Annotated in this window: 16 protein-coding genes; 5 read left to right on the top strand and 11 right to left on the bottom strand. The window is 73.6% G+C overall.

Annotated features, from left to right (window positions below; genetic code table 11):
* Positions 1-310: 310 nt before the first annotated feature.
* Positions 311-760: a PTS glucose transporter subunit IIA gene (locus ACIPAE_RS25945; protein WP_328472479.1), complete on the top strand. Its 450-nt coding sequence runs from the start codon at positions 311-313 to the stop codon at positions 758-760.
* A gap of 4 nt (positions 761-764) precedes the next feature.
* Positions 765-2,435 (top strand): phosphoenolpyruvate--protein phosphotransferase, encoded by a 1,671-nt coding sequence (ptsP, locus tag ACIPAE_RS25950; protein WP_402448253.1) that lies wholly within the window; start codon positions 765-767, stop codon positions 2,433-2,435.
* A gap of 140 nt (positions 2,436-2,575) precedes the next feature.
* Here ptsP and ACIPAE_RS25955 read toward each other — a convergent pair whose 3' ends face one another.
* Positions 2,576-3,574 (bottom strand): hypothetical protein, encoded by a 999-nt coding sequence (locus ACIPAE_RS25955; protein ID WP_402448256.1) that lies wholly within the window; start codon positions 3,572-3,574, stop codon positions 2,576-2,578.
* Positions 3,575-3,811: 237 nt separating this feature from the next.
* Positions 3,812-5,836, bottom strand: coding sequence for an acetoacetate--CoA ligase (locus ACIPAE_RS25960; protein WP_402448257.1), 2,025 nt, complete (start codon positions 5,834-5,836; stop codon positions 3,812-3,814).
* 371 nt (positions 5,837-6,207) lie between these two features.
* Here ACIPAE_RS25960 and ACIPAE_RS25965 point away from each other — a divergent pair, with 371 nt between their 5' ends.
* Positions 6,208-8,529, top strand: coding sequence for a glycoside hydrolase family 31 protein (locus ACIPAE_RS25965; protein ID WP_402448494.1), 2,322 nt, complete (start codon positions 6,208-6,210; stop codon positions 8,527-8,529).
* Here the strand turns inward: ACIPAE_RS25965 and ACIPAE_RS25970 are convergent.
* The 5 genes from ACIPAE_RS25970 to ACIPAE_RS25990 form a co-directional block, all read right to left on the bottom strand.
* The gene (locus ACIPAE_RS25970; protein ID WP_402448497.1) at positions 8,496-9,089 is read right to left on the bottom strand and encodes an NUDIX domain-containing protein; all 594 of its coding nucleotides are present in this window, start codon (positions 9,087-9,089) and stop codon (positions 8,496-8,498) included. The two genes, ACIPAE_RS25965 and ACIPAE_RS25970, sit on opposite strands and share 34 nt — an antisense overlap.
* A gap of 111 nt (positions 9,090-9,200) precedes the next feature.
* A complete protein-coding gene (locus ACIPAE_RS25975) occupies positions 9,201-10,451 on the bottom strand; it encodes an adenylosuccinate synthetase (protein ID WP_402448260.1) in 1,251 nt (416 codons plus the stop codon).
* Between the two features lie 163 nt (positions 10,452-10,614).
* Positions 10,615-11,532: a hypothetical protein gene (locus ACIPAE_RS25980; RefSeq protein ID WP_402448261.1), complete on the bottom strand. Its 918-nt coding sequence runs from the start codon at positions 11,530-11,532 to the stop codon at positions 10,615-10,617.
* A 141-nt stretch (positions 11,533-11,673) separates the two neighbouring features.
* Positions 11,674-12,795, bottom strand: coding sequence for a molecular chaperone DnaJ (locus ACIPAE_RS25985; protein ID WP_402448263.1), 1,122 nt, complete (start codon positions 12,793-12,795; stop codon positions 11,674-11,676).
* The gene (locus ACIPAE_RS25990; RefSeq protein WP_402448266.1) at positions 12,792-13,757 is read right to left on the bottom strand and encodes an NUDIX domain-containing protein; all 966 of its coding nucleotides are present in this window, start codon (positions 13,755-13,757) and stop codon (positions 12,792-12,794) included. The genes ACIPAE_RS25985 and ACIPAE_RS25990 overlap by 4 nt, the downstream gene beginning before the upstream one ends.
* Before the next feature lie 82 nt (positions 13,758-13,839).
* Between ACIPAE_RS25990 and ACIPAE_RS25995 the strand changes: the two genes are divergently transcribed.
* A complete protein-coding gene (locus ACIPAE_RS25995; RefSeq protein ID WP_402448267.1) occupies positions 13,840-14,277 on the top strand; it encodes an Mpo1-like protein in 438 nt (145 codons plus the stop codon).
* Between the two features lie 97 nt (positions 14,278-14,374).
* Here the strand turns inward: ACIPAE_RS25995 and ACIPAE_RS26000 are convergent, their stop codons facing one another.
* The 4 genes from ACIPAE_RS26000 to ACIPAE_RS26015 form a co-directional block, all read right to left on the bottom strand.
* Positions 14,375-14,977 (bottom strand): ATP/GTP-binding protein, encoded by a 603-nt coding sequence (locus ACIPAE_RS26000; protein WP_329362253.1) that lies wholly within the window; start codon positions 14,975-14,977, stop codon positions 14,375-14,377.
* Between the two features lie 178 nt (positions 14,978-15,155).
* Positions 15,156-15,575, bottom strand: a complete 420-nt coding sequence (locus ACIPAE_RS26005) for a DUF742 domain-containing protein (protein WP_329362255.1) — start codon at positions 15,573-15,575, stop codon at positions 15,156-15,158.
* 33 nt (positions 15,576-15,608) lie between these two features.
* Positions 15,609-16,031, bottom strand: coding sequence for a roadblock/LC7 domain-containing protein (locus ACIPAE_RS26010; RefSeq protein ID WP_328472455.1), 423 nt, complete (start codon positions 16,029-16,031; stop codon positions 15,609-15,611).
* Complete coding sequence (locus tag ACIPAE_RS26015) at positions 16,028-18,871, bottom strand: nitrate- and nitrite sensing domain-containing protein (RefSeq protein ID WP_402448271.1); 2,844 nt, start codon at positions 18,869-18,871, stop codon at positions 16,028-16,030. Before ACIPAE_RS26015 ends, ACIPAE_RS26010 begins: the two co-directional genes overlap by 4 nt.
* A 243-nt stretch (positions 18,872-19,114) precedes the next feature.
* On the opposite strand from ACIPAE_RS26015, the gene ACIPAE_RS26020 reads away from it, so the two are divergent.
* The gene (locus ACIPAE_RS26020; protein WP_402448273.1) at positions 19,115-19,483 is read left to right on the top strand and encodes a hypothetical protein; all 369 of its coding nucleotides are present in this window, start codon (positions 19,115-19,117) and stop codon (positions 19,481-19,483) included.
* Positions 19,484-19,490: the final 7 nt, after the last annotated feature.

A 19,490-nucleotide genomic window follows, 5' to 3' on the forward strand; every position in this document is an offset into this window, starting at 1 on the left:
AGCGGAAGCTGCCATCGGCTGCCCTTCCGGGCCCCTCCGGGCTTTCCCTTCGTTGTGTTCCAACCTTAGCAGAAGCTTTTCGGTCGGAATTACCAACCCCATTTCGAGGACACGCGTTTCCGCGGGTCTCGTCGAGGCGGTTGTGCCAAGGTACTGGACCGGCCTCGCGTGGAGCAAATCGGGGTGGTGGTCCGGGCGTCGGGCACGGGTCAGAATCCGCACTTGGTATGACTTAGGCTGCTGTAACCGTCCCGCTGTCCGGTGACAGGCAGTGACGGCTCCCTGATCACCGCACTGAGGAGTGCTTCATATGACGACCGTTTCGTCGCCTCTGGCCGGTCGGGTCATCGGGCTCGACGCCGTGCCCGACCCCGTGTTCTCCGGAGAGATGGTCGGTCCCGGTACCGCCGTGGACCCCGCGCGCGAGCCCGGTGAGGCGGTGGCTCCGGTGGACGGCGTGATCGTCTCGCTGCACCCGCACGCCTTCGTCGTGGTGGACGACGAGGGGCATGGAGTACTGACGCACCTGGGTATCGACACCGTGCAGCTCAACGGCGAGGGTTTTGAACTGCTCGTCGCCAAGGGCGACACGGTCAGCCGTGGCCAGGCGGTGGTGCGGTGGAACCCCGCGGCGGTCGAGGCCGGCGGCAAGTCGCCGATCTGCCCGGTGATCGCGCTGGAGGCCACGGGCGACGCGCTCGGCGAGATCGTGCGTGACGGTGAGGTCGCCGCCGGCGACACCCTCTTCAACTGGAAGTAGTGCGATGCAGACAACGCTGCGAGGCGTCGGGGTCAGCCACGGTGTGGCGATCGGCGAGGTACGGCACATGGGCACCGCGGTGCTGGAGCCGCCGGCGAAGCAGATCAGGGCCGAGGACGCGTCCCGTGAGCAGGGCCGGGCCCGGCAGGCGCTGGAGGCGGTCGCCGCCGATCTGAACGCGCGCGGGCAGCTCGCCGGCGGCGAGGCGCAGGCCGTGCTCGAAGCGCAGGCCATGATGGCGCAGGACCCGGAGTTGATGGCCGACATCGAGCGGCGGGTCGCGGTGGGGAGTACCGCGGAGCGTGCGGCGTACGACGCGTTCGCCTCGTACCGGGCGCTGCTGGCGGGTGCGGGTGAGTACCTGGCCGGGCGGGTGGCGGACCTGGACGACGTGCGGAACCGGATCGTGGCGCGGCTGCTGGGGGTGCCGATGCCTGGGGTGCCGGACAGCGACGAGCCGTACGTGCTGATCGCGCGGGACCTGGCGCCGGCGGACACGGCCTTGCTGGACCCCGCGCTGGTGCTGGGGTTCGTGACGGAAGAGGGCGGGCCGACCAGCCACAGCGCGATTCTGGCCCGGGCGCTGGGGGTGCCGGCGGTGGTGGCGCTGGCGGGTGCGGGTGAGTTGGCGGAGGGCACCGTGGTGGCGGTGGACGGGAGCACCGGTGAGGTGTTCGTGGAGCCGAGCGAGGAGAAGCGGGCCGCGCTGACGGAGGCCGCGGCGGAGCGGAAGGCGGCGCTGGCGGCGTCTTCGGGGCCGGGTGTGACGTCGGACGGTCATCGGGTGCCGCTGCTGGCGAACGTCGGTGGCCCTGGGGACGTGGCGGCCGCCGTGGCGGCGGGTGCCGAAGGGGTGGGTCTGTTCCGTACGGAGTTCCTGTTCCTGGACGATTCCGCCGCGGCGCCCGCGGAGGAGAAACAGGTCGAGGCGTACCGGCAGGTGCTGGAGGCGTTTCCGGAGGGGCGGGTGGTGGTGCGGGTGCTGGACGCCGGCGCCGACAAGCCGCTGGACTTCCTGACGCCCGCGGACGAGCCGAATCCGGCGCTGGGTGTGCGGGGGTTGCGGTCGCTGCTGGAGCACCCCGATGTGTTGCGGACGCAGTTGCGGGCGCTGGCGCGTGCGGTGGAGGGGCTTCCGGTGCACCTGGAGGTCATGGCGCCGATGGTCGCGGACCGGCAGGACGCGAAGGCGTTCGCGGACGCGTGCCGTGCGGCCGGGCTGCCGGCGAAGTTCGGGGCGATGGTGGAGATTCCCTCGGCGGCGCTGCGGGCGCGGTCGGTGCTGAAGGAGGTGGAGTTCCTTTCGCTGGGGACGAACGACCTGGCGCAGTACACCTTCGCGGCGGACCGGCAGGTGGGGGCGGTGGCACGGTGGCAGGACCCGTGGCAGCCGGCGCTGCTCGACCTGGTGGCGGCCGCCGCGGAGGCGGCTCGGGCCGAGGGGAAGAGCTGCGGGGTCTGCGGTGAGGCGGCGGCCGATCCGCTGCTGGCGTGTGTGCTGACGGGGTTGGGTGTGACCAGCCTTTCGATGGGGGCGGCGTCGATCCCGTATGTGCGGACGACGTTGGCGAAGCACACGGTGGCGCAGTGCGAGCGGGCCGCGGCGGCGGCGCGGGCGACGGACAGCGCCGATGCGGCCCGGGGGGCCGCGCAAGCGGTCCTGTCGGGCGAGTAGTCGGGCGAGTAGTGCGGGTGGTCCGGTGGCTCGGATGGTCCGGGCGGGCCGGGGTGCGGGACCGCGCGTCCGGCATCCCGGCGGAAGGTGCCGGGCCTTCCGCCGGTGGGGGCCGGTCACGCGGCTGTCCGCTCGGCTCGCTACGGGAGGGGGATGCCGGCGGCGTAGCGGACGCCGGGTTCCGGGGGGATGGGGGTGCCGGTGCTGGGGTCGGTGCAGTAGGCGTCGAAGACGGCTGCTTCGGTGAGGGGTCGGGGGTCGCCCTGGTGGAGTTCCCAGCCGCGGACGGTGTCGCCGTCGGGGTCGAAGGTGCGGATGACGAGTCCGGCGATGCGGCCGGTGACGGTGGCGGCGGCGATGAGGGTGCACAGGACGAGGGCGTCGGCCTCGGCGAAGTGGGGTTCGCCGTCGGGCGAGGTGTGGGCGTGGAGGGCGGCGGGGAGAGGTGGGCCGTCGTCGGTGGGGAGGCTGCACACGAGGTGGTGGGCGCCGGGCCCCACGGCGTCCAGCAGCCGTAGGAGGGTGTCGGACGCCTCGTCGAAGGCGCAGTGCGCGAGGTCCTGACCGCAGTCGGGGCAGGAGCCGGCGTCCATGAGGAGGTCGGTGGCGCGCTGCCAGACGGCGCGGCGGTCGGCTTCGCGGCCGAGGGAGGCGCGCAGTTCCGTGACGGGCTGGCGGGCGTAGTGGACGGTGGGGCCGGTGGTGGTGGCCTCCGCGACGTAGCGGGTGCGGGTGTCGGGGGTGTCCGGTGGCCGGCGGGTGCTGCGGCAGTAGTCGTCGTAGGCGTCGGGGTCGAAGTGGGTGACGGCGATGTGCGTGCCTTGGGCGTGGAGGCCGCGCAGCAGCCCGTCGAGGTGGTGCAGATACTGTCCGTAGTCGTCGAAGGGGAAGCTCGGGTGGCGGGTCATGGCGGTGAAGTCGTGGTCGTCGAGGAGCAGGGAGACGACGGTGGGGGCTTCGCGGCGCAGAGCGCGGCGCAGGCGGGTGCGTCCCGGTCGGCCGCCGGGGCGGCCGGTGCGGGGTGCGCGGGCGCCGGCGGGTGCCTGCTCGGGGCGGGTGCGGGAGCGGGAACGCGTGCGGGCGTCCTCGCGGGTGGCGGGCTGGTCGGGTCGGCCGGTGTGGTCGGCGGTGGGTGGCATGGGTTCCCCTTGGAGTCGGTGCGGGTCAGCACGGGTCGGTGGAGGCCGGAACCGGTACGGTCCGACCACCACTGCTCACTCACCGTAGTTGCACCCACTGACAACGCGGCTCCGCGCCGGAACCGACGTACCGGAACCGACGGGGGATGTGACGATATGACGATGGGACGGTGGCGGCCCGCGGCGCCGATCCTGGTGCCGCGGGCCGTGGCGGGTGATCGCCGGGAGCAGCCGGAGCTACGGGCGGCCGCCGGCGGCGCGTTCGGCGGCGAGCCGCTCGTAGAAGCGCAGCACTTCCAGGTCGTCCACCGAGCCGGGGTTGACCGCCTTGTCGAGCGCGGTGCCCTGGAGGAGCCGTTTGACCGGGACCTCGATGCGCTTGCCGGTGAGGGTGTGCGGCACTCCGGGGACCGCGATGACCTCGTCCGGCACGTGGCGCGGGGAGAGTTGGGCGCGGATCGCGGTGCGGATGCGGTCGCGCAGCCCGTCGTCGAGCGCGGCGCCGGGGGCGAGCCGGACGAACAGCGGCATCCAGTAGCCCCCGTCGGGCTGTTCGACGCCGATGACGAGGGATTCGGCGATCTCCGGGAGGCGTTCGACGACCTCGTAGATGTCGGAGGAGCCCATCCGGACGCCCTGGCGGTTGAGGGTGGAGTCGGAGCGGCCGTGGATGACGACGGTGCCGCGTGAGGTGAGGGTGATCCAGTCTCCGTGCCGCCACACGCCGGGGAACATCTCGAAGTAGCTCTCGCGGTAGCGCGTGTCGCCCGGGTCGTTCCAGAACCGGATCGGCATGGAGGGCATCGGGTTGGTGACCACCAGCTCCCCCACCTCGTCGACCACCGGCCGCCCTTGGGCGTCCCACGCCTGAAGGTCCGTGCCCAGACAGGCTGCTTGGAGTTCGCCGACGTGGACGGGCAGGGTCGGCACGCCGCCGGCGAAGCAACTGCACACGTCGGTACCGCCGCTGACCGAGGCGATCCACAGGTCGGCGGCGACCTCGTCGTGCAGCCAGCGGAACCCGTCGGGGGGCAGCGGGGAACCGGTGGTGGCGACGCAGCCGACCGCCGAGAGGTCGAAGTCGCGTCCGGGGTGCACCTCCGCCTTGCGGCAGGCGATGACGTAGGCGGCCGAGGTGCCGAAGACGGTGGTGCCGGTCCGCTCCACGACCCGCCACTGGGCCGCGGTGTCGGGGTAGCCGGGCGCGCCGTCGTAGAGCACGATCGTGGCGCCCGCCAGCAGGCCGGAGACGAGGAAGTTCCACATCATCCAGCCGGTGGAGGTGTACCAGAAGAAGCGGTCGCCGGGGCCGAGGTCGAGGTGCAGGCCGGTCTGCTTGAGGTGTTCGAGCAGGATGCCGCCCTGGGACTGGACGATGGCCTTGGGCAGGCCGGTGGTGCCGGAGGAGTACAGCACCCACAGCGGGTGGTCGAACGGGACCTGCTCGTAGTGGGGTTCGGCCTTGGACGTGGTCGACGCGTCCCAGTGCAGGGCGCCTTCGGGGGCCTCGGTGCCGAGCAGCGGGATGTGGATGGTGGCGCGCACCGTGGGCAGTCCGGCGCGCAGTTCGGCGACGGTGGCGGTGCGGTCGTGGGTCTTGCCGCCGTAGCGGTAGCCGTCGACCGCGAACAGCACGACCGGCTCGACCTGTTGGAAGCGGTCCAGCACGCTGCGGGCGCCGAAGTCGGGGGCGCAGGAGGTCCATACGCCGCCGACGGCCGCGGTGGCCAGGAGCGCGACGACCGCGTGCGCGGTGTTGGGTACGTAGCCGCTGACGCGGTCGCCGGGGGTGACGCCGAGCCGGCGCAGTTCGGCGGCGAGCGAGGCGACCTGGCGGCTCAGTTCGGCCCAGGTGACGGTGGCCGGTTCGTGCCGTTCGTCGACGTGGACGAGGGCGGGTCGGTCGGCCTGGTCGGGGTCGAGGGCGGGGCGCAGGGCGTGTTCGGCGTAGTTGAGCCGGGCGCCGGGGAACCAGCGCGCGCCGGGCATCGCCGGATCGGCGAGGACCGTGTCGGCGGGGGTGGAGAAGCGGACGTCGAACCACTCGGTGACCGCGCGCCAGAACTCCTCGGGCGCGCGCACGGACCAGGCGTGCAGGGCCGCGTAGTCGGCGACGGGATCGGTGCCCGTGGCGGCGGGGGCACCGTGCCGCTGGGCGGCCCACTGCTGGAAGCGGGTCAGCCGGGCGCCGGCGATCCGTTCGGGGCTCGGGCTCCACAGCGGCTCGGGGCTGCTGGCGGCGGGCTCGGGCGTGGTGCTCATGGGCGGCTCCCGGACGGTACGCGTCGTTGCGTCGGTGGTTCGTCCGGACGGGCGTCCGTCGCCCGGGGACTGGGCAGGACGATGCCATGTGATCGTCTTGGACGCCAGGGTGGCCCGGGTGGTGTGGGGCGGGTCGCACCGGACGGTGGCCGGTGGCGGGTGGGTGCCGGGCCGCGGCCGGGCATGATCGTCGAGGTGAACAGCGGCTGAACGAGCGGCGCGGGTTCCCGGGCCGGTGGGAGGGTGGGGGCATGGACGCTGGGTATCTGCTGGGCGCGGTGTGGGGGGAGGTCGTCGGCGAGGTGCGGGGCCTGCGGGCGGCGCTGCGACGGCAGCGGGCGGAGGGCGCCGATCTGCTGCGGGCGGCCCGGATGCTGGGCTCGGCGCGGGGGCGGCTCGCGGTGCGCTGGGCGGTGCGGCGGCGGGCGCTGGATGCCAGGGACCTGCCCGTGCCGGGCCCGGAGCGGGCGCGTACGCCGGGAGAGGTGGTGGGGGCGGACCCGGAGCCGGGCGGCGGCGTGGTGCGGTTCGCGCGGGCGGAGTTGCGGGTGCGGGTGGCGGTGGGCGGCGCGGTCTTCTGCGGCTGGGACGGCGCCGGGCCGCTGCCGTCGTACGCCCTGGCCGGCGAGTGCCCGCCGGCCGACCCGCGGGCGGTGCTGGAGCCGGACGGCGCGGGCTGGCGGGTGGTGTCCGAGCGGATCACGGTGCGGATCTCGCAGCGGGGGGTGGTGGACTTCCGTACGCCGGGCGGGCTGCTGCTGCGCTCGGAGGGGCCGCCGTCGTGGCGGGTCCCGGCGGCCGGGCAGGGGGACGGCCGGGCGCCGCGCTGGGAGCAGCGGGCGCGGTTGCCGGCCGACGCGCGGGTGTTCGGCATGGGCGGGCGGGCGGCGGGTCCGGTGCTGCGCACCGGCCGGTACCGGCTGTGGAACACCGATCCGGGCGGGGCGTTCGGGCCGGGCGACGACCCGCTGTACATCACCATGCCGGTGCAGCTCGTGGTCGCGGACGCGGGCTGCCATCTGGCTTTCCACGACAACACGTGGGACGGCGAGGTCGCGCTGTGGGACGGCCGGGAGGGCGCCGGGTCGGGGCCGGACCAGGCGGGGATCAGCCGGCTGCGGATGGACGGCGGGCAGCTGCGGTACTGGGTGATCGCCGGTACGCCCGCCCGGGTGCTGGCGGGGTGGACGGCGCTGACCGGGCGGCCCGCGCTGCCGCCGCGCTGGGCGCTGGGCCACCAGCATTCTCGGTGGGGGTTCGGCAGCCAGGACGAGGTGCGGCGGGTCGCGGCCGGGTACCGGGAGCGTGCGCTGCCGCTGTCGGTGCTGCATCTGGACATCGACCACTTCGACGGGCACCGGGTCTTCACCGCCGATCCGCGGACCTTCCCCGATCTGCCCGGCCTGGCCGAGGAGTTGGGCGAGCACGGGGTGCGCCTGGTGTCGATCGTGGACCCGGCGGTGAAGGCGGAGCCGGGGCTGGCGGCGTACGACAGCGGGACGGCGGCGGGCGCGTTCGTACGGGACGCGCGGGGGCATGAGGTGCGCGGGGTGGTGTGGCCGGGCGAGGCGGCCTTCCCCGATTTCACCGATCCGGCCGCGCGCGCCTGGTGGGGCGGTCTGTACGAGGAGCGGCTGGCGAAAGGGTTCGCCGGGTTCTGGCACGACATGAACGAGCCGGTGTCCTTCGCGGCGTTCGGTGATCCGACGCTGCCGCTGTCGGCCCGGCACTCGTTGGACGGCCGCGGTGGCGACCACCGCGAGGCGCACAACGTGTACGGGCTGTCGATGGCCCGGGCCGGCTACGAGGGCTTGCGCGAACTGCGGCCGGAGCAGCGGCCGTTCCTCTTCTCCCGCTCGGGCTGGGCGGGGATGCAGCGGTACGGCGGCACCTGGTCGGGGGATGTGGCGACCGGGTGGGAGGGGCTGCGGGCCTCGCTGGCGCTGGTGTTGGGTCTGGGGCTGTGCGGGGTGCCGTACTCCGGGCCGGACGTGGGCGGCTTCACGGGCACGCCGTCGCCGGAGCTGTATCTGCGCTGGTTCCAACTCGGCGCGTACCTGCCGCTGTTCCGTACCCATTCGGCGATCGACGCGGGGCTGCGGGAGCCGTGGGAGTTCGGTCCCGAGGTGTTGGAGCACGCCCGGGCGGCGCTCCGGGAGCGGGGGCGGCTGATGCCGTATCTGGAGACGCTGGCGCACGTCGCGCACCGCACCGGGGCGCCGTATGTGCGGCCGCTGTGGTGGAAGTCGCCGGGCGACCGGGCGTTGCGGGACTGCGAGGACGCCTTCCTGCTCGGGGAGTCGCTGCTGGTGGCGCCGGTGCTCACGGAGGGCGCCACCAGCCGGCAGGTGCGGCTGCCGCGCGGGCTGTGGCACGACACGGCCACCGGCGTGGCCTACCGGGGGCGCTCGACGGTGCGGGTGGAGGCGCCGTTGGGCCGGATTCCGGTGCTGGCCAGGGCCGGGTCGGTGCTGCCGGTGGCCGGGGCCGACGGGGCGGTGCGGCTGGAGGCGTGGGCGCCGCGCCCGGGCCGGGGCGGGGGCGGCGAGGTCGTCGTCGGTGACCCGGAGGGGTGGGCGCCGCCGCGCCGGGAGCACTTCGTGTCGCACTGGAAGGAGGACCAGGTCGTGGTGGAGCGGGAGGGCGGCGGCGAGGTCGGCTACGAGGTGCGGGTGCGGGGGCTGGAGGCGTAGCCCCCGTCGAACCAGCGGCGCACCGCGAGGGTGTGCAGCGGGAAGCCCAACTCCTGAGGCGCGTGCAGGAGTTCGTAGCCCTCGGTCTCGTCGGTCGGTACGGAGGGCGGCAGTTCGCCGAGCGGGCGCGGCGGCAGCAGGCCGAAGAGCAGCAGATAGCCGCCCTCGGTGTCGGTCAGGGCGTCGGCGAGCACCACGTCGGCCGCCCCGGCGACGATTCCGGTCTCCTCCGCCAACTCCCTTGTGGTGGCCTGCTGCCAGGTCTCGCCGAAGTCGATGAAACCGCCGGGCAGCGCGAGCCGGCCGAGCGCGGGCCGGATGGTGCGGCGGATGACGACGAGGCCGGTGCCGTCCGCGTCGTGGACCGGCAGCAGGCACACCGCGACCGGCAGCGGGTTGCGGTAGGCGGTGTGGCCGCAGGCGGGGCAGGTGCGCGGCCAGACCCCGGCGTCGGGGTAGGGCGTTCCGCAGGTGGAGCAGTGCGAGTCGGGGCGGTGCGAGCCCGCGCGGGCGGTGTCGGCGGGATCGGGTTCGGTGCGATCGGGTTCGACGTGACCGATGTCGGTGTGACCGGGTTCGACGTGACCGATGTCGGCGTGATCGGGCTCGGTGTACGGGGAGTTGGCGGGCCGGGAGCCGGCGCGCGGGGGGTCGGTGGGCACTCGCGGACCCTATCCGACCCCGGCACCGGTCAGCGTCTGGCGGGCCGGGCCGTACGACTCCATCACCACCGGCGCGCCGAGGAGGGCACTGATCGTGGCGGGCCAGTGCTCGGGCGTCGACCACAACGCGGGGTGCGCGTCGAGCAGTTGCCGGGTGAGGGCGGCCTGGCGGTCGAGGTCGCCGGGCCGGCCGACCGGGAGCCGTTCCACCAACCGGCCCTCGATCGCGTAGCCGTGGCAGATCCGCAGTGCCGGGCAGCGCGGCGGCGCGTCCAGGTGGGTGACGGCCAGCGCGTCCACTCCCCCGCACACCGCGACGGCGTACGCGTGCGCGACCGCGTCGAAGTGCCCGACCCGGAAGGCGCCTTGCCAGCGGCCGTGGCCGTTGTGCGGTTCGGGCAGTGCGGCGGCCAGTTCCGGCTCCTCGGTGACGTGCGGGCCAGGACCGTGCCGGACGGTGTACGTGCGGACCACGCCGATCCGGCGCGCCGCATCCGCCGCGCCTGCCTCGGCGAGCAGCGTCTCGGCGTTGGCGAAGGTGGTGGTCGACCAGGTGGTGTACGGGTGGAAGCCGTGCCACTCGTCGAGCAGGACGCCCTGGGCGCCTTCGAAGACGAGCGGGCCGGAGCGGACCAGGCGGCGCAGGTGGGTCTCGTCGGTGAGGGCCACCGCGTCGGCGAACGCGGCGAACGCGGCCGCGCAGTCCTCGACCGGCGGCGCGGGCAGCGGCCCGAGCTCGTCGGTGAGGCGGTCGCGCAGCAGGCGCAACGTGCGCAGCAGCCGCGGCCGGGAGGCGCAGTCGCCCACGGTCGGTGCGTCGGCCGGGTACGCCAGGGCGTAGCGGGCGGTCTCCCCCACACCCATGCCGCACGAGCCGTGCCGGTCCGCGCCGCGGGCCTGCTCGCGCAGCCGGTTGGCGGCGGCGTGGTACGGCGTGACGAGGCGCGCCGCGCGGTCCACGGTGAGCAGGCCGTACGGCGCCGGGACGCCCAGCGCGCGGAGGTGGTCGGCCTCCGCGGCCAGGGCGAGCGGGTCGACGGACATGAAGCGGGACAGGTGGGTGGGGGTGCCGTGGAAGGTGCCGGCGCCGAACTGGGCGAAGGTGTGGTGGCGGCCGTCGGCGGTCACCACGTTGTGGGCGGCCTGCGGGCCGCCGTTGAACCGTACGACGGCGGTGACGGTCCGCTCCTGGCACAGGCGCGCGACGACGGCGCCCTTGCCGGCGTCGCCGTAGCCGAGGTCGACGACCGTGGTGTGCACGGGGAACTCCTTTCGTTGCCGGGCCGCAGATACGCGCGCCGGGGTACCGGGTCGCCGGGGTGACCGTCTGTCCTGATCCGGCCTCGCACCGGCCCCGACCTGTCCCAACCCGCCCGCCGTACGGGCGGCAGGCGAGCAGGCGAGCAGGCGGGGCGCGCGGGCGTCAGCGCGTCAGGGGGGTGAGGGCCCGGGCCACCGAGGGGCCCACGGTGGAGCCGACCTCGGCCAGGTCCGCGAGGCCCGCGGCGAGGTCGATGGCCTCCTCGCCGAGGCCGACGGTGAGCGCGATGGTCTCGCAGACGGCGTCGAGGTCGTCCAGCTCGATCACGTTCTGGCCCAGCAGGCGGCGCCAGAGGGTGAGGACCTCGGAGTTGCCGGCGTGCGAGGCGCCGGCCGGGAGGATGTAGAAGACGTGGAACTTGCGGCGCAGTTCGGCGAGGATCTCGGGCAGCGGGATGTCCTCCTGGACGGGGTCGCCGAGCACGTCGCGGATCTCGCGGGCCTTCACCTTGCCGTAGGGCATCTCGTCGCCGATGAGGAAGAGGTAGCCGCGGCGGCCCCGCTTCTCGTGGCAGTCCAGGGAGGAGTGCCGGGCCATGGCGTAGAGGGCGAGTTCGTAGGACTCGGTCATCTGGCCGCCGCCTCCGCCTTCGAGGAGGATGTTGCCGAGCTGCTCGTCCATCCGGTTGTCGGACTCGAACTGGCCGAGCTGGAGCGGCACTCGGTCGCAGGTGGCGTCTCCGACGCCGCCGAAGAGGATCTGCGGGTGCTCGGTGTAGCCCTTGCGCAGCAGCAGTCCGAAGAGTTCGGGCAGCTTGGTCTGGAGGACCCGCGGGACGCCGCCCATCGAACCGGTGACGTCGAAGAGCACGGAGATGGCGAGCGAGGTGGGGTGCTCGGCGGAGTCGCGGCTCTCGCGAGTGCTGAGGCCGTGCGGGTCGAGCGAGGGGTGCGCGGTCCAACTCGACCGCGGTGCGCTGTGCTTGACGCGGTCGCTGTAGGCGAAGGCGCTGGCGCCGGAGGCCGAACGGTAGCGCTCGGCGGCGTCGTAGACGTTGGTGGACCAGCTTCCGCTGCCCATGGTGTTCCCCCTGGTGAAGTGGTGGTGTGTGGCGGGTGGTGGCCGACCGGTGCGTCGCATGGCACCGCACAGCCGGGTGAACGGCCGTGCTCAGTCGGTCAGTTGGCGGGCACGGCCGGGTGCACGGCCGTGCTCGGTCGGTCAGTTGGCGGTCGGCATCGTGAACGGGCGGAAGGTGCGGGGCCCGTAGAGCCGGTCGAGGAGGTCGTCGAGTTCGGCGAGCAGCTGCCAGGCGTCCTGCGGACGGGAGTTCTGGCCGGGCAGGGTGCAGCCGCGCAGGAAGGCGCGCATCGGGCCCGGGGCGCGGGGGCCGACCAGGCGGCGTACGCAGAGCGAGGCGAGGTGGATGTCGGTGGCCGGGGAGGCGGGTTCGTGCTGCCGCGCCTCGGGCGGGTAGTCGTCGGCGTGGTGGTGGATGAGGACGGGTACATCGGTGCCGACAGCGGTGGCGTAGCACCAGTCGACCAGTACCAGACCGTGCAACTCGGGGTGGATGAGGACGTGTTCGGGGAACACCGCGCCGTGCACCAGCCCGGCGCGGTGGGCCCAGCCCAGCGCGGTGAGCAGGCGGCGCCACATCCAGGCGGCGTCGCGCGGGTCGAGCCCGCCGGGGTGGGCGGCGGCGACGGCGGCGAGGCTGTGGAAGCCGGTGAGCGGCGCGAGCGCGTTGACCAGGCGCTCGGTGCCGTCGTCGGCGCGGTGCCGGAAGCTCTCCACGAGGGCGGGCGCGTAGGCGCGGTGCCGGCGTTCGCCGACGGTGTGGAGACGGGTCAGGACGTCGGCCTCGTGCTCGGCGAGGTCGTTGTCGCGCGGCTGCCGCGGGATCTTCAGGACGGCGGTGCGGCGCTCGCCGTCGTGGTCGTAGCGGGCGGTGTGCAGGTCGGCGAGGTCGCCGGCGGCCAGCAGCGGGCCGAGTACGTAGCGGTACCGGGGGCCGGTGAGGATCTGCCGGTCGTGGTCGTGCCAGGCGGCGGTGAGCCGGGCGAACGCAGCGGTGGCCTGCGCGGCGCGGCCGGGCGGTGCGGTGTCCGGGTGGAGCAGCCGGGCCAGCCGGCGGAAGCGGCTCGCGGCCTGTGCGGGGTCGGCGGGGAAAGCGGTGCCGCCGCTGTCGAGTACGGCCAGGGCCTCGTCGAAGGTGCGCGGTTCGGGCCGGTCGTCCGCTGCCGGGTGCCGGTCGGCTTGTGGGTGTGGGTGTGGGTGCCCGCCCGGTCCGGCGGCGGCAGCCGCACGGCCGGGGACGGTACGCGCGTCGGCGGCGCTCATCGTATGTCCGCCTCACGGTCCGGCCGCAGCAGCGCGGGGTGCAGCAGCTTGGCGTCGCCGGCCCGGTAGAGGCGGGCGCGGGGACCGCCGCGGCTGCCGGGGCGGGTGTCGGTCTGCCCGGTGGACTCCACGAAGCCGGGCACGGACAGCACCTTGCGGTGGAAGTTGCCGGCGTGCAGCGGGGCGCCCCACACCGTCTCGTAGACCGCGCGCAACTCGCTGATGGTGAAGGTCTCGGCGAGGAACGCGGTCGCCAGCGGCGTGTACTCGATCTTGCCGCGGGCCCGCTCCAGGGCGTCGGCGAGGATGAGCGCGTGGTCGAAGGCGAGCACGGCCTCGCCGGGTGCCGAAGGAACGGGTCGGCGACCGGTACCACCCCCGTGGGTTCCGGTCAGCCGACCCTGCTCGAAGGGACGCCGAGCTGCCGTTTCCGGTTGCCCGGCGGGGGCGACCGCCGCCACCGGGAGCCAGTCGGCGCCGGCCGCGTCGCCGCCCGCCTGGGCGTCGGGCAGGCCCGGCGCGAAGGCGAGGTAGGCGATCGAGACGACGTGCATGCGCGGGTCGCGGTCCGGGTGGCCGTACGAACCGAGCTGTTCGAGGTGGACCCGGCCGAGCGTGGTGGCGTCCAGGCCGGTCTCCTCGGCGAGTTCGCGGGCCGCGGCCGCGTCGAGCGACTCCTTCCCGGCCCGTACGAACCCGCCGGGCAGCGCCCAGGCTCCGGCGAACGGCGGTCCGCCGCGCTCGATCGCGAGGACGTGCAGCCGGCCCTGACGCAGGGTCAGCACGACCACGTCGACGGTCACCGCGATCGGGTCGAACGCGCGCGGGTCGTAGTCGGCGAGGAAGTCCCGCTCCCGCAGCTCCTGTTCGTCACTGTGGTCATGCTGCGCCGCGTCCACCACAGCCCCCTCCATCCTCCGCTTGCCGGCCGCATCGAGCCGCCCGTACCCGTCCCAAGTCATTCTCACTATGAGTATTTCTCGATATGAGAAGAACATAGCACGGACCCCTGACAAGGTCCAGGCCCGGCGCTACTGTGCGGTAATGACGAAGCAGACCTACGGCTCCTTCGAGGAGTTCTGGCCCTACTACGTGGCGATGCACTCCAAGGCGGCGACCCGCTGGGTGCATCTCGTCGGCTCGCTGACCGGACTCGCGGTCAGCGGCTACGGCCTGGCCCGCGGGCGGGCGCGATACGCCGCCGCGCTCCCGCTGATCGGCTACGGGACCGCGTGGCCCGCGCACTTCCTGATCGAGGGGAACAACCCGGCGACCTTCGGGCACCCCGCGTGGTCGCTGCGCGGCGACGTGAAGATGATCACCACGATGCTCGCGGGACGGGACGCGGAACTCGCCGCGACCGCGGCGAAGTGGCTCGCGAAGCACGGGAGTTCGGCGCCGCAGGAGGGGGCCGCCGCCGGCGCGGACACGGCGGGGGGCACGGACACGGCGGAAGGCACGGACGGCCCCGCACGTACGTGAGCCGCCGGCCAACACACGACCGACGGCTCACGGTGCACGGTTCACGGACAACGGGTCACGACTGACGCGCCGTCAACCACGTTTCAGGCGAGGGCAGTTACCCGGCACTCCGCCGCGCCGCCATGTTCGCGGCGTGCTCGACCACGCTGATCAGGACGTTCTTCGCCGAGTCGCGCTCGCGCGCGTCGCACAGCACCACCGGCACGCCCGCATCGATGTCGAGCGCCTCGCGGACGTGCTGCGGGTCGTGCAACTCGGCGCCGTCGAAGCAGTTGACGGCCACCGCGAAGGGGATACCGCGCTGCTCGAAGTAGTCGACGGCGGCGAAGCAGTCGGCCAGCCGCCGGGTGTCGGCGAGCACCACCGCGCCGAGCGCGCCCTGCGCCAACTCGTCCCACAGGAACCAGAACCGGTCCTGACCGGGTGTGCCGAACAGGTAGAGCACCAGGTTCTCGCGCAGCGTGATCCGGCCGAAGTCCATGGCGACCGTGGTGGTCCGCTTGCCCTCGACCCCGACGGTGCTGTCGACCGGGCGGCCGACCTCGCTCAACGACTCCTCGGTGCGCAGCGGGCGGATCTCGCTGACCGCGCCGACCAGCGTGGTCTTGCCCGCGCCGAAACCGCCGGCCACCAGCAGCTTGAGCGCCACCGGCTCTTTGGCGGGCTGCTCGGGACGACGTTCGGTGCGCACGGCGGCCATGGTCTCTTCTCTACTTCCCTACCGGGGCGGGCGAGGGGACGCCCGCGGGTGGCGTACTCACAACTCACGTGTCACACAGGTTACTTGCCCTGGTGACGGTTTCTGCCGCAGCGCGTCGGAGGGCGCGGTGACGGCGGTGGCGGGGACTGCTCGGACCGGGATCGGGCCTGGTCCGGCGCTACAAGGCGCGCAGGCCATTGATCACCTCGCGCAGGATGCTCACATCGGGCAACTCGGCCGGCGGCACCGGCTTGTGAATGTGCACGTGCGCGGCTTCCACCAGGTCGCCGACCAGCACCCGGACCACGCCCACCGGAAGGTCGAGGTCGGCCGCCAACTCGGCGACGGAGATGGCCTGGTACTGGCAGCGCTCGATGATGTCGAGGTGCTCGGGCGACAGGGTGTGGTCGTCGATCGGGTCCCCGTCGCCGGGCGCCCGCTCGGTGATCACCAGGGCGATCAGGTCGATTCTGGCCTTCGCGGCATGGCTGGTACGGCCCCGTGTCATCGCGTAGGGCCGTACCACCGGTCCGGCAGCGTCGTCGTACCACTGCTCCGATGACGACGGTTCAGATGTTTCGGACGACTCAGAAGTCATGCCCTGTCACCCCGTAGATTCAGCACATCGCGGTCAGCCGCTGAGCGCCGCGCCGCCGCCGTGCCGCGGTGCGCTGCTCAGATGTACCCCTACCCGCTTGACCAGCAGGGCCATCTCGTACGCGACCTGGCCGACGTCGGAGTCCGCGTCGCTGAGCACCGCCAGGCAACTGCCGTCGCCCGCCGCGGTGACGAAGAGGAACGCCTCGTCGAGTTCCACGATGGTCTGCCGGACCCGGCCGGCTTCGAAGTGCCGCCCGACTCCCTTCGCCAGGCTGTGGAAGCCGGAGGCGACGGCGGCGAGGTGCTCGGAGTCCTCGCGGGTGAGCCCGTCGGACGCGCCGATGGACAGGCCGTCCCCGGAGAGCACCAGCGCCTTGCGGATGCTGGCCACGCGGGTGACCAGATCGTCAAGGAGCCAGCTCAGCTCGCGTGTCGGGCTGGATGGTGCCGTCATCGGCCGTACTCCTCAGGTGTCGTTCGCGTTACGGAGGTCGAGGTGTCGTCGTCGGACCCGGGTGCCGGGTCCGACTCGGCGGCCCGGCCGCGCTGCCAGCCGCGCTGGAGTGACGCCATCCGGTCGCGCACTTCGTCGGCGGACCGTTCGCGCACGGCAGGCTCTTCCGTACGGCGGCCGGTCTGCGTCGGGTCGCTCCGCAACTGCGGCGCGAGGTTCGCCTGCCGGACCCGGCGCGGAAGTACGGTGCCGCCGCCCGGCGCGGCACCGGGCGCGGGGGCCGAACCGGCCGCGGGGGCAGCGGTGTTGCCGGCCGCGGGAGCGGGGGCGGGCGCGGGAGCAGGCGTGGGTGCCGGTGCTGGTGCTGGTGGGGACGCGGGAGCGGCGTGCCGGGCGGAGGTGCGGCGGGTCGGCAGCGGCTCGGCGCCGCCCACCGGCGGCACGGCCTGCACCGGCGGGCCCGGCTGGCGGGGCGGCTGGGGTGCGGTGTTCCAGGGCCTGCGGGTTCCCTGCCCCTCGCCGCGCTCCTGGCCCCGCTCCGGCTGCTCGGTCTGCGCGACCTGCGCTGCCGGAACGTCCGGTGCGCCCGGTGTGGCCGGTTCGGCGGGCTGTGCGGGCTGTGCCGGCTGTTCGCGCTCGGCGCGGTCCGCGGGCTGCGGTGGCTCGCCGACCGGGCGGCCGTGGTCGGTGACCAGCACCGGTGCGGTGCGCCGCCTGCGGCGGGGCAGGCCGAACGGCCCGCCCGGCTCCGGCTCTGCCGCGGGCTGCGGGAGGGGCTGCGGGAGGGGTTGCGGGGCGGGCGGTTCCTCGACGTGGGCGACGTGCTCCTTGTGGGGCTCGCCGCCGGCGCCGTCCAGGCCCCACTGCCGGAAGGTGTGCTCGGTGTCGCCGGCGGGCGTCAGGTCGTCCGCGAGGTCCAGGCGGGTCGCGCCGGTGTCGACGTCGCCGCTCTCGCTGAGCAGCGCCGCCGGCACCAGCACCACCGCGGTCGTGCCGCCGTACGGCGACTGGCGCAGCGAGACGCGGACGCTGTGCCGCTGGGCGAGGCGGCTGACCACGAACAGGCCGAGCCGGTCGGTGTCGGACAGCTCGAACTCGGGGGTCTCGGCGAGCCGCAGGTTCGCTTCGAGCAGGGCGTCCGGGGTCAGGCCGAGACCGCGGTCGTCGATCTCCAGCACGAAGCCGTTGGCGACCGGCTCGCCGTGCAGCCGTACTTGGGTGTGCGGGGGCGAGAACACCGCGGCGTTCTCGATGAGTTCGGCGAGCAGGTGGGTGAGGTCGGCGACCGCGGCACCGGCCACGGCCAGCCGCGGCAGCCGGCGGACCTCGATCCGCTCGTAGTCCTCGACTTCGGCGACGGCGGCGCGGACGACGTCCATCAGCTGCACCGGCTTGCGCCACTGCCGGGAGGGGGCCGCGCCGGAGAGGATGACCAGGCCCTCGGCGTGCCGCCGCATGCGGGTGGTCATGTGGTCCAGCCGGAACAGGTCGGCGAGCTCGTCGGGCTGCTCGGTGCGCCGCTCCATCGAGTCCAGCAGCGTGAGTTGGCGGTGCAGCAGCACCTGGCTGCGGCGGGCGAGGTTGACAAAGACGTCGGAGACGCCCTTGCGCATGTCGGCCTGCCGGACCGCCGCCTCGACGGCGGCGCGCTGGAGCACGTTGAGCGCCTGGCCGACCTGGCCGATCTCGTCGTCCGTGTACTGCAGCCGCGGCACCTCGGTCTCGATGTCGACCTGCTCGCCCGAGGCGAGCCGGCGCATCACGCGCGGCAGCCGGGTGCCGGACAGCTCCTGCGCCTCGCGGCGCAGCCCGGTCAGGTCGCGGATCAGCCCGCGGCCGATCCGGACCGACACGATCACCGACGCGACCACCGCGATCAGGCCGAGGCCACCGGCCAGGATCGCCTCCACCACGAGGGAGGTCGCCACGGGCGAGGCCTTCTTGGTGAAGTCCACGACGACCTGCTGGTCCAGCTTGTTGACGCCGGTCACCGCGGTGCCGGCCACCGTCGGCCAGGACTGGTGTGCGGCGACGATCGGCGCGTCGGCCGGGGTGGCGGCCGAGATCGCGTCCTGGGCGGCGCGCAACTGCTTTCCGGGCTCGCTCCGCCAGAACGCGTCGAACCGCGCACGGTCCGCCTTTGCCAACCCGGGGGTGTTGTCGGCGTAGTAGCCGCGTTCCACGGCGACGGCGGAGGTGAAGGCGGTGAGTTCCTGGCGGGTCATATGGCCGGTGCTGATCGCGGCGCCCATCAGGGCGTCCTCGCGGGTGATCTGCTCCTCGGCCCGGATCACTCCGATCCCCGCGGTGCGTTGCGGCTCGACACTGGTGTTGTCGACCAGATAGAGGCTGTCGCAGAACGCGAAAGCCGGTCCCTGGAAGGTGTTGTAACCGGCGTACGTGTCCTCGCGGGAGATGTGCTGGTCGTCCACTCGCCGGCGCAGTTGCGCCAGATCACCGACTCCGGTGAAGAAGTCGTCGAGGTGCTCGCGTGCCGAAGCGTTGAGGTCTTTGCGCATGTGGCCGTCGGTGATGTTGCCGCGCAGCTTCGCAATGGCCGAATCCGTCACCTGGCCCTGCTTCTCGAAGGCGATCCGCGCCTGGGAGTCCCGGGTGTTGGCGACGTACAACAGTGCGGCCTTGCGCTCCTGCTGGAGACTGCCCAGCACGTCCTGCAAGGGATAGAGCACGTTGTTCGCTATTCGCTCGGGATCGGGCCGTCCGAACACCGCTCGGCTCGTGATCGTTGCGGCAAAGACCCAGATGGCGGTGAGGGACACCAGCGGGATCAGCAGCAGCGCCACGATCTTCCGGCGGATCGTCGTACCGCGAAAGCGCATGGCCTCCCCAACGTCTCACCCCGAAACGGGGATCGGTCTGTGGCGTGCAAACGGCGTGAGCCTACTACTGTCACTGTGGTAACTCGAAAGTCCGTCCGGAGGGTTGACCGGGTCTGGCCGGAAAGTGCCACCTGTTCCGGTGCGGGATCGGGCGGAATGCGCACGGACGTTTCGGGGCAGGGACCCCTTATGGAGTTCGAACCCCGATCAATGTGGGAGGACCAGTCCGTACCGACCCCGCGTATGCCCGATCCGGTTCGGGCGGCGGCGGTGCGTGCGGTGCTGATCTCCGCGGTCGCGCTCACGGAGGCGGTGACGACCGTGCTGCTGGCCGTCGGTGACTCCTGGCTGAGCGCTCCGATGACGCTGGCCTCGGTGCTCACCAGTGTCGTCGCGAGCTGGGCGGTGCTCGATGTCTGGGTCACCCGCCAGGTGTGGAACCAGCGCAACGGAGTGGTGTCCAGCCCGAGCAGCGCGGCGCGGGCCCTGCGCAGGGAGCGCCGCCGCGAACGCCGGGCGGCGCGGGCCGCCGCGCGACGCGGTGCGGGCCATCGGACGCACATACGCGGCGGACCGCGGCGGAGCCACCTGCCGGGAGCGCATGGAGCCTGAACGCCTG

This window comes from Streptomyces sp. NPDC087270 (assembly GCF_044744625.1).
Classification (GTDB): Bacteria; Actinomycetota; Actinomycetes; order Streptomycetales; family Streptomycetaceae; genus Actinacidiphila.

What these genes read in the sequence shown, in the direction of transcription:
- ACIPAE_RS25960 (WP_402448257.1), bottom strand. Translation starts at nt 5,836, where the DNA reads ATGAGCACCACGCCCGAGCCCGCCGCCAGCAGCCCCGAGCCGCTGTGG.
- ACIPAE_RS25985 (WP_402448263.1), bottom strand. Translation starts at nt 12,795, where the DNA reads ATGAGCGCCGCCGACGCGCGTACCGTCCCCGGCCGTGCGGCTGCCGCC.
- ACIPAE_RS25955 (WP_402448256.1), bottom strand. Translation starts at nt 3,574, where the DNA reads ATGCCACCCACCGCCGACCACACCGGCCGACCCGACCAGCCCGCCACC.
- ACIPAE_RS25965 (WP_402448494.1), top strand. Translation starts at nt 6,208, where the DNA reads ATGCTGGGCTCGGCGCGGGGGCGGCTCGCGGTGCGCTGGGCGGTGCGG.
- ptsP (WP_402448253.1), top strand. Translation starts at nt 765, where the DNA reads ATGCAGACAACGCTGCGAGGCGTCGGGGTCAGCCACGGTGTGGCGATC.
- ACIPAE_RS26005 (WP_329362255.1), bottom strand. Translation starts at nt 15,575, where the DNA reads ATGACTTCTGAGTCGTCCGAAACATCTGAACCGTCGTCATCGGAGCAG.
- ACIPAE_RS25945 (WP_328472479.1), top strand. Translation starts at nt 311, where the DNA reads ATGACGACCGTTTCGTCGCCTCTGGCCGGTCGGGTCATCGGGCTCGAC.
- ACIPAE_RS25990 (WP_402448266.1), bottom strand. Translation starts at nt 13,757, where the DNA reads ATGACTTGGGACGGGTACGGGCGGCTCGATGCGGCCGGCAAGCGGAGG.
- ACIPAE_RS26000 (WP_329362253.1), bottom strand. Translation starts at nt 14,977, where the DNA reads ATGGCCGCCGTGCGCACCGAACGTCGTCCCGAGCAGCCCGCCAAAGAG.
- ACIPAE_RS26010 (WP_328472455.1), bottom strand. Translation starts at nt 16,031, where the DNA reads ATGACGGCACCATCCAGCCCGACACGCGAGCTGAGCTGGCTCCTTGAC.
- ACIPAE_RS25980 (WP_402448261.1), bottom strand. Translation starts at nt 11,532, where the DNA reads ATGGGCAGCGGAAGCTGGTCCACCAACGTCTACGACGCCGCCGAGCGC.
- ACIPAE_RS26020 (WP_402448273.1), top strand. Translation starts at nt 19,115, where the DNA reads ATGCCCGATCCGGTTCGGGCGGCGGCGGTGCGTGCGGTGCTGATCTCC.
- ACIPAE_RS26015 (WP_402448271.1), bottom strand. Translation starts at nt 18,871, where the DNA reads ATGCGCTTTCGCGGTACGACGATCCGCCGGAAGATCGTGGCGCTGCTG.
- ACIPAE_RS25995 (WP_402448267.1), top strand. Translation starts at nt 13,840, where the DNA reads ATGACGAAGCAGACCTACGGCTCCTTCGAGGAGTTCTGGCCCTACTAC.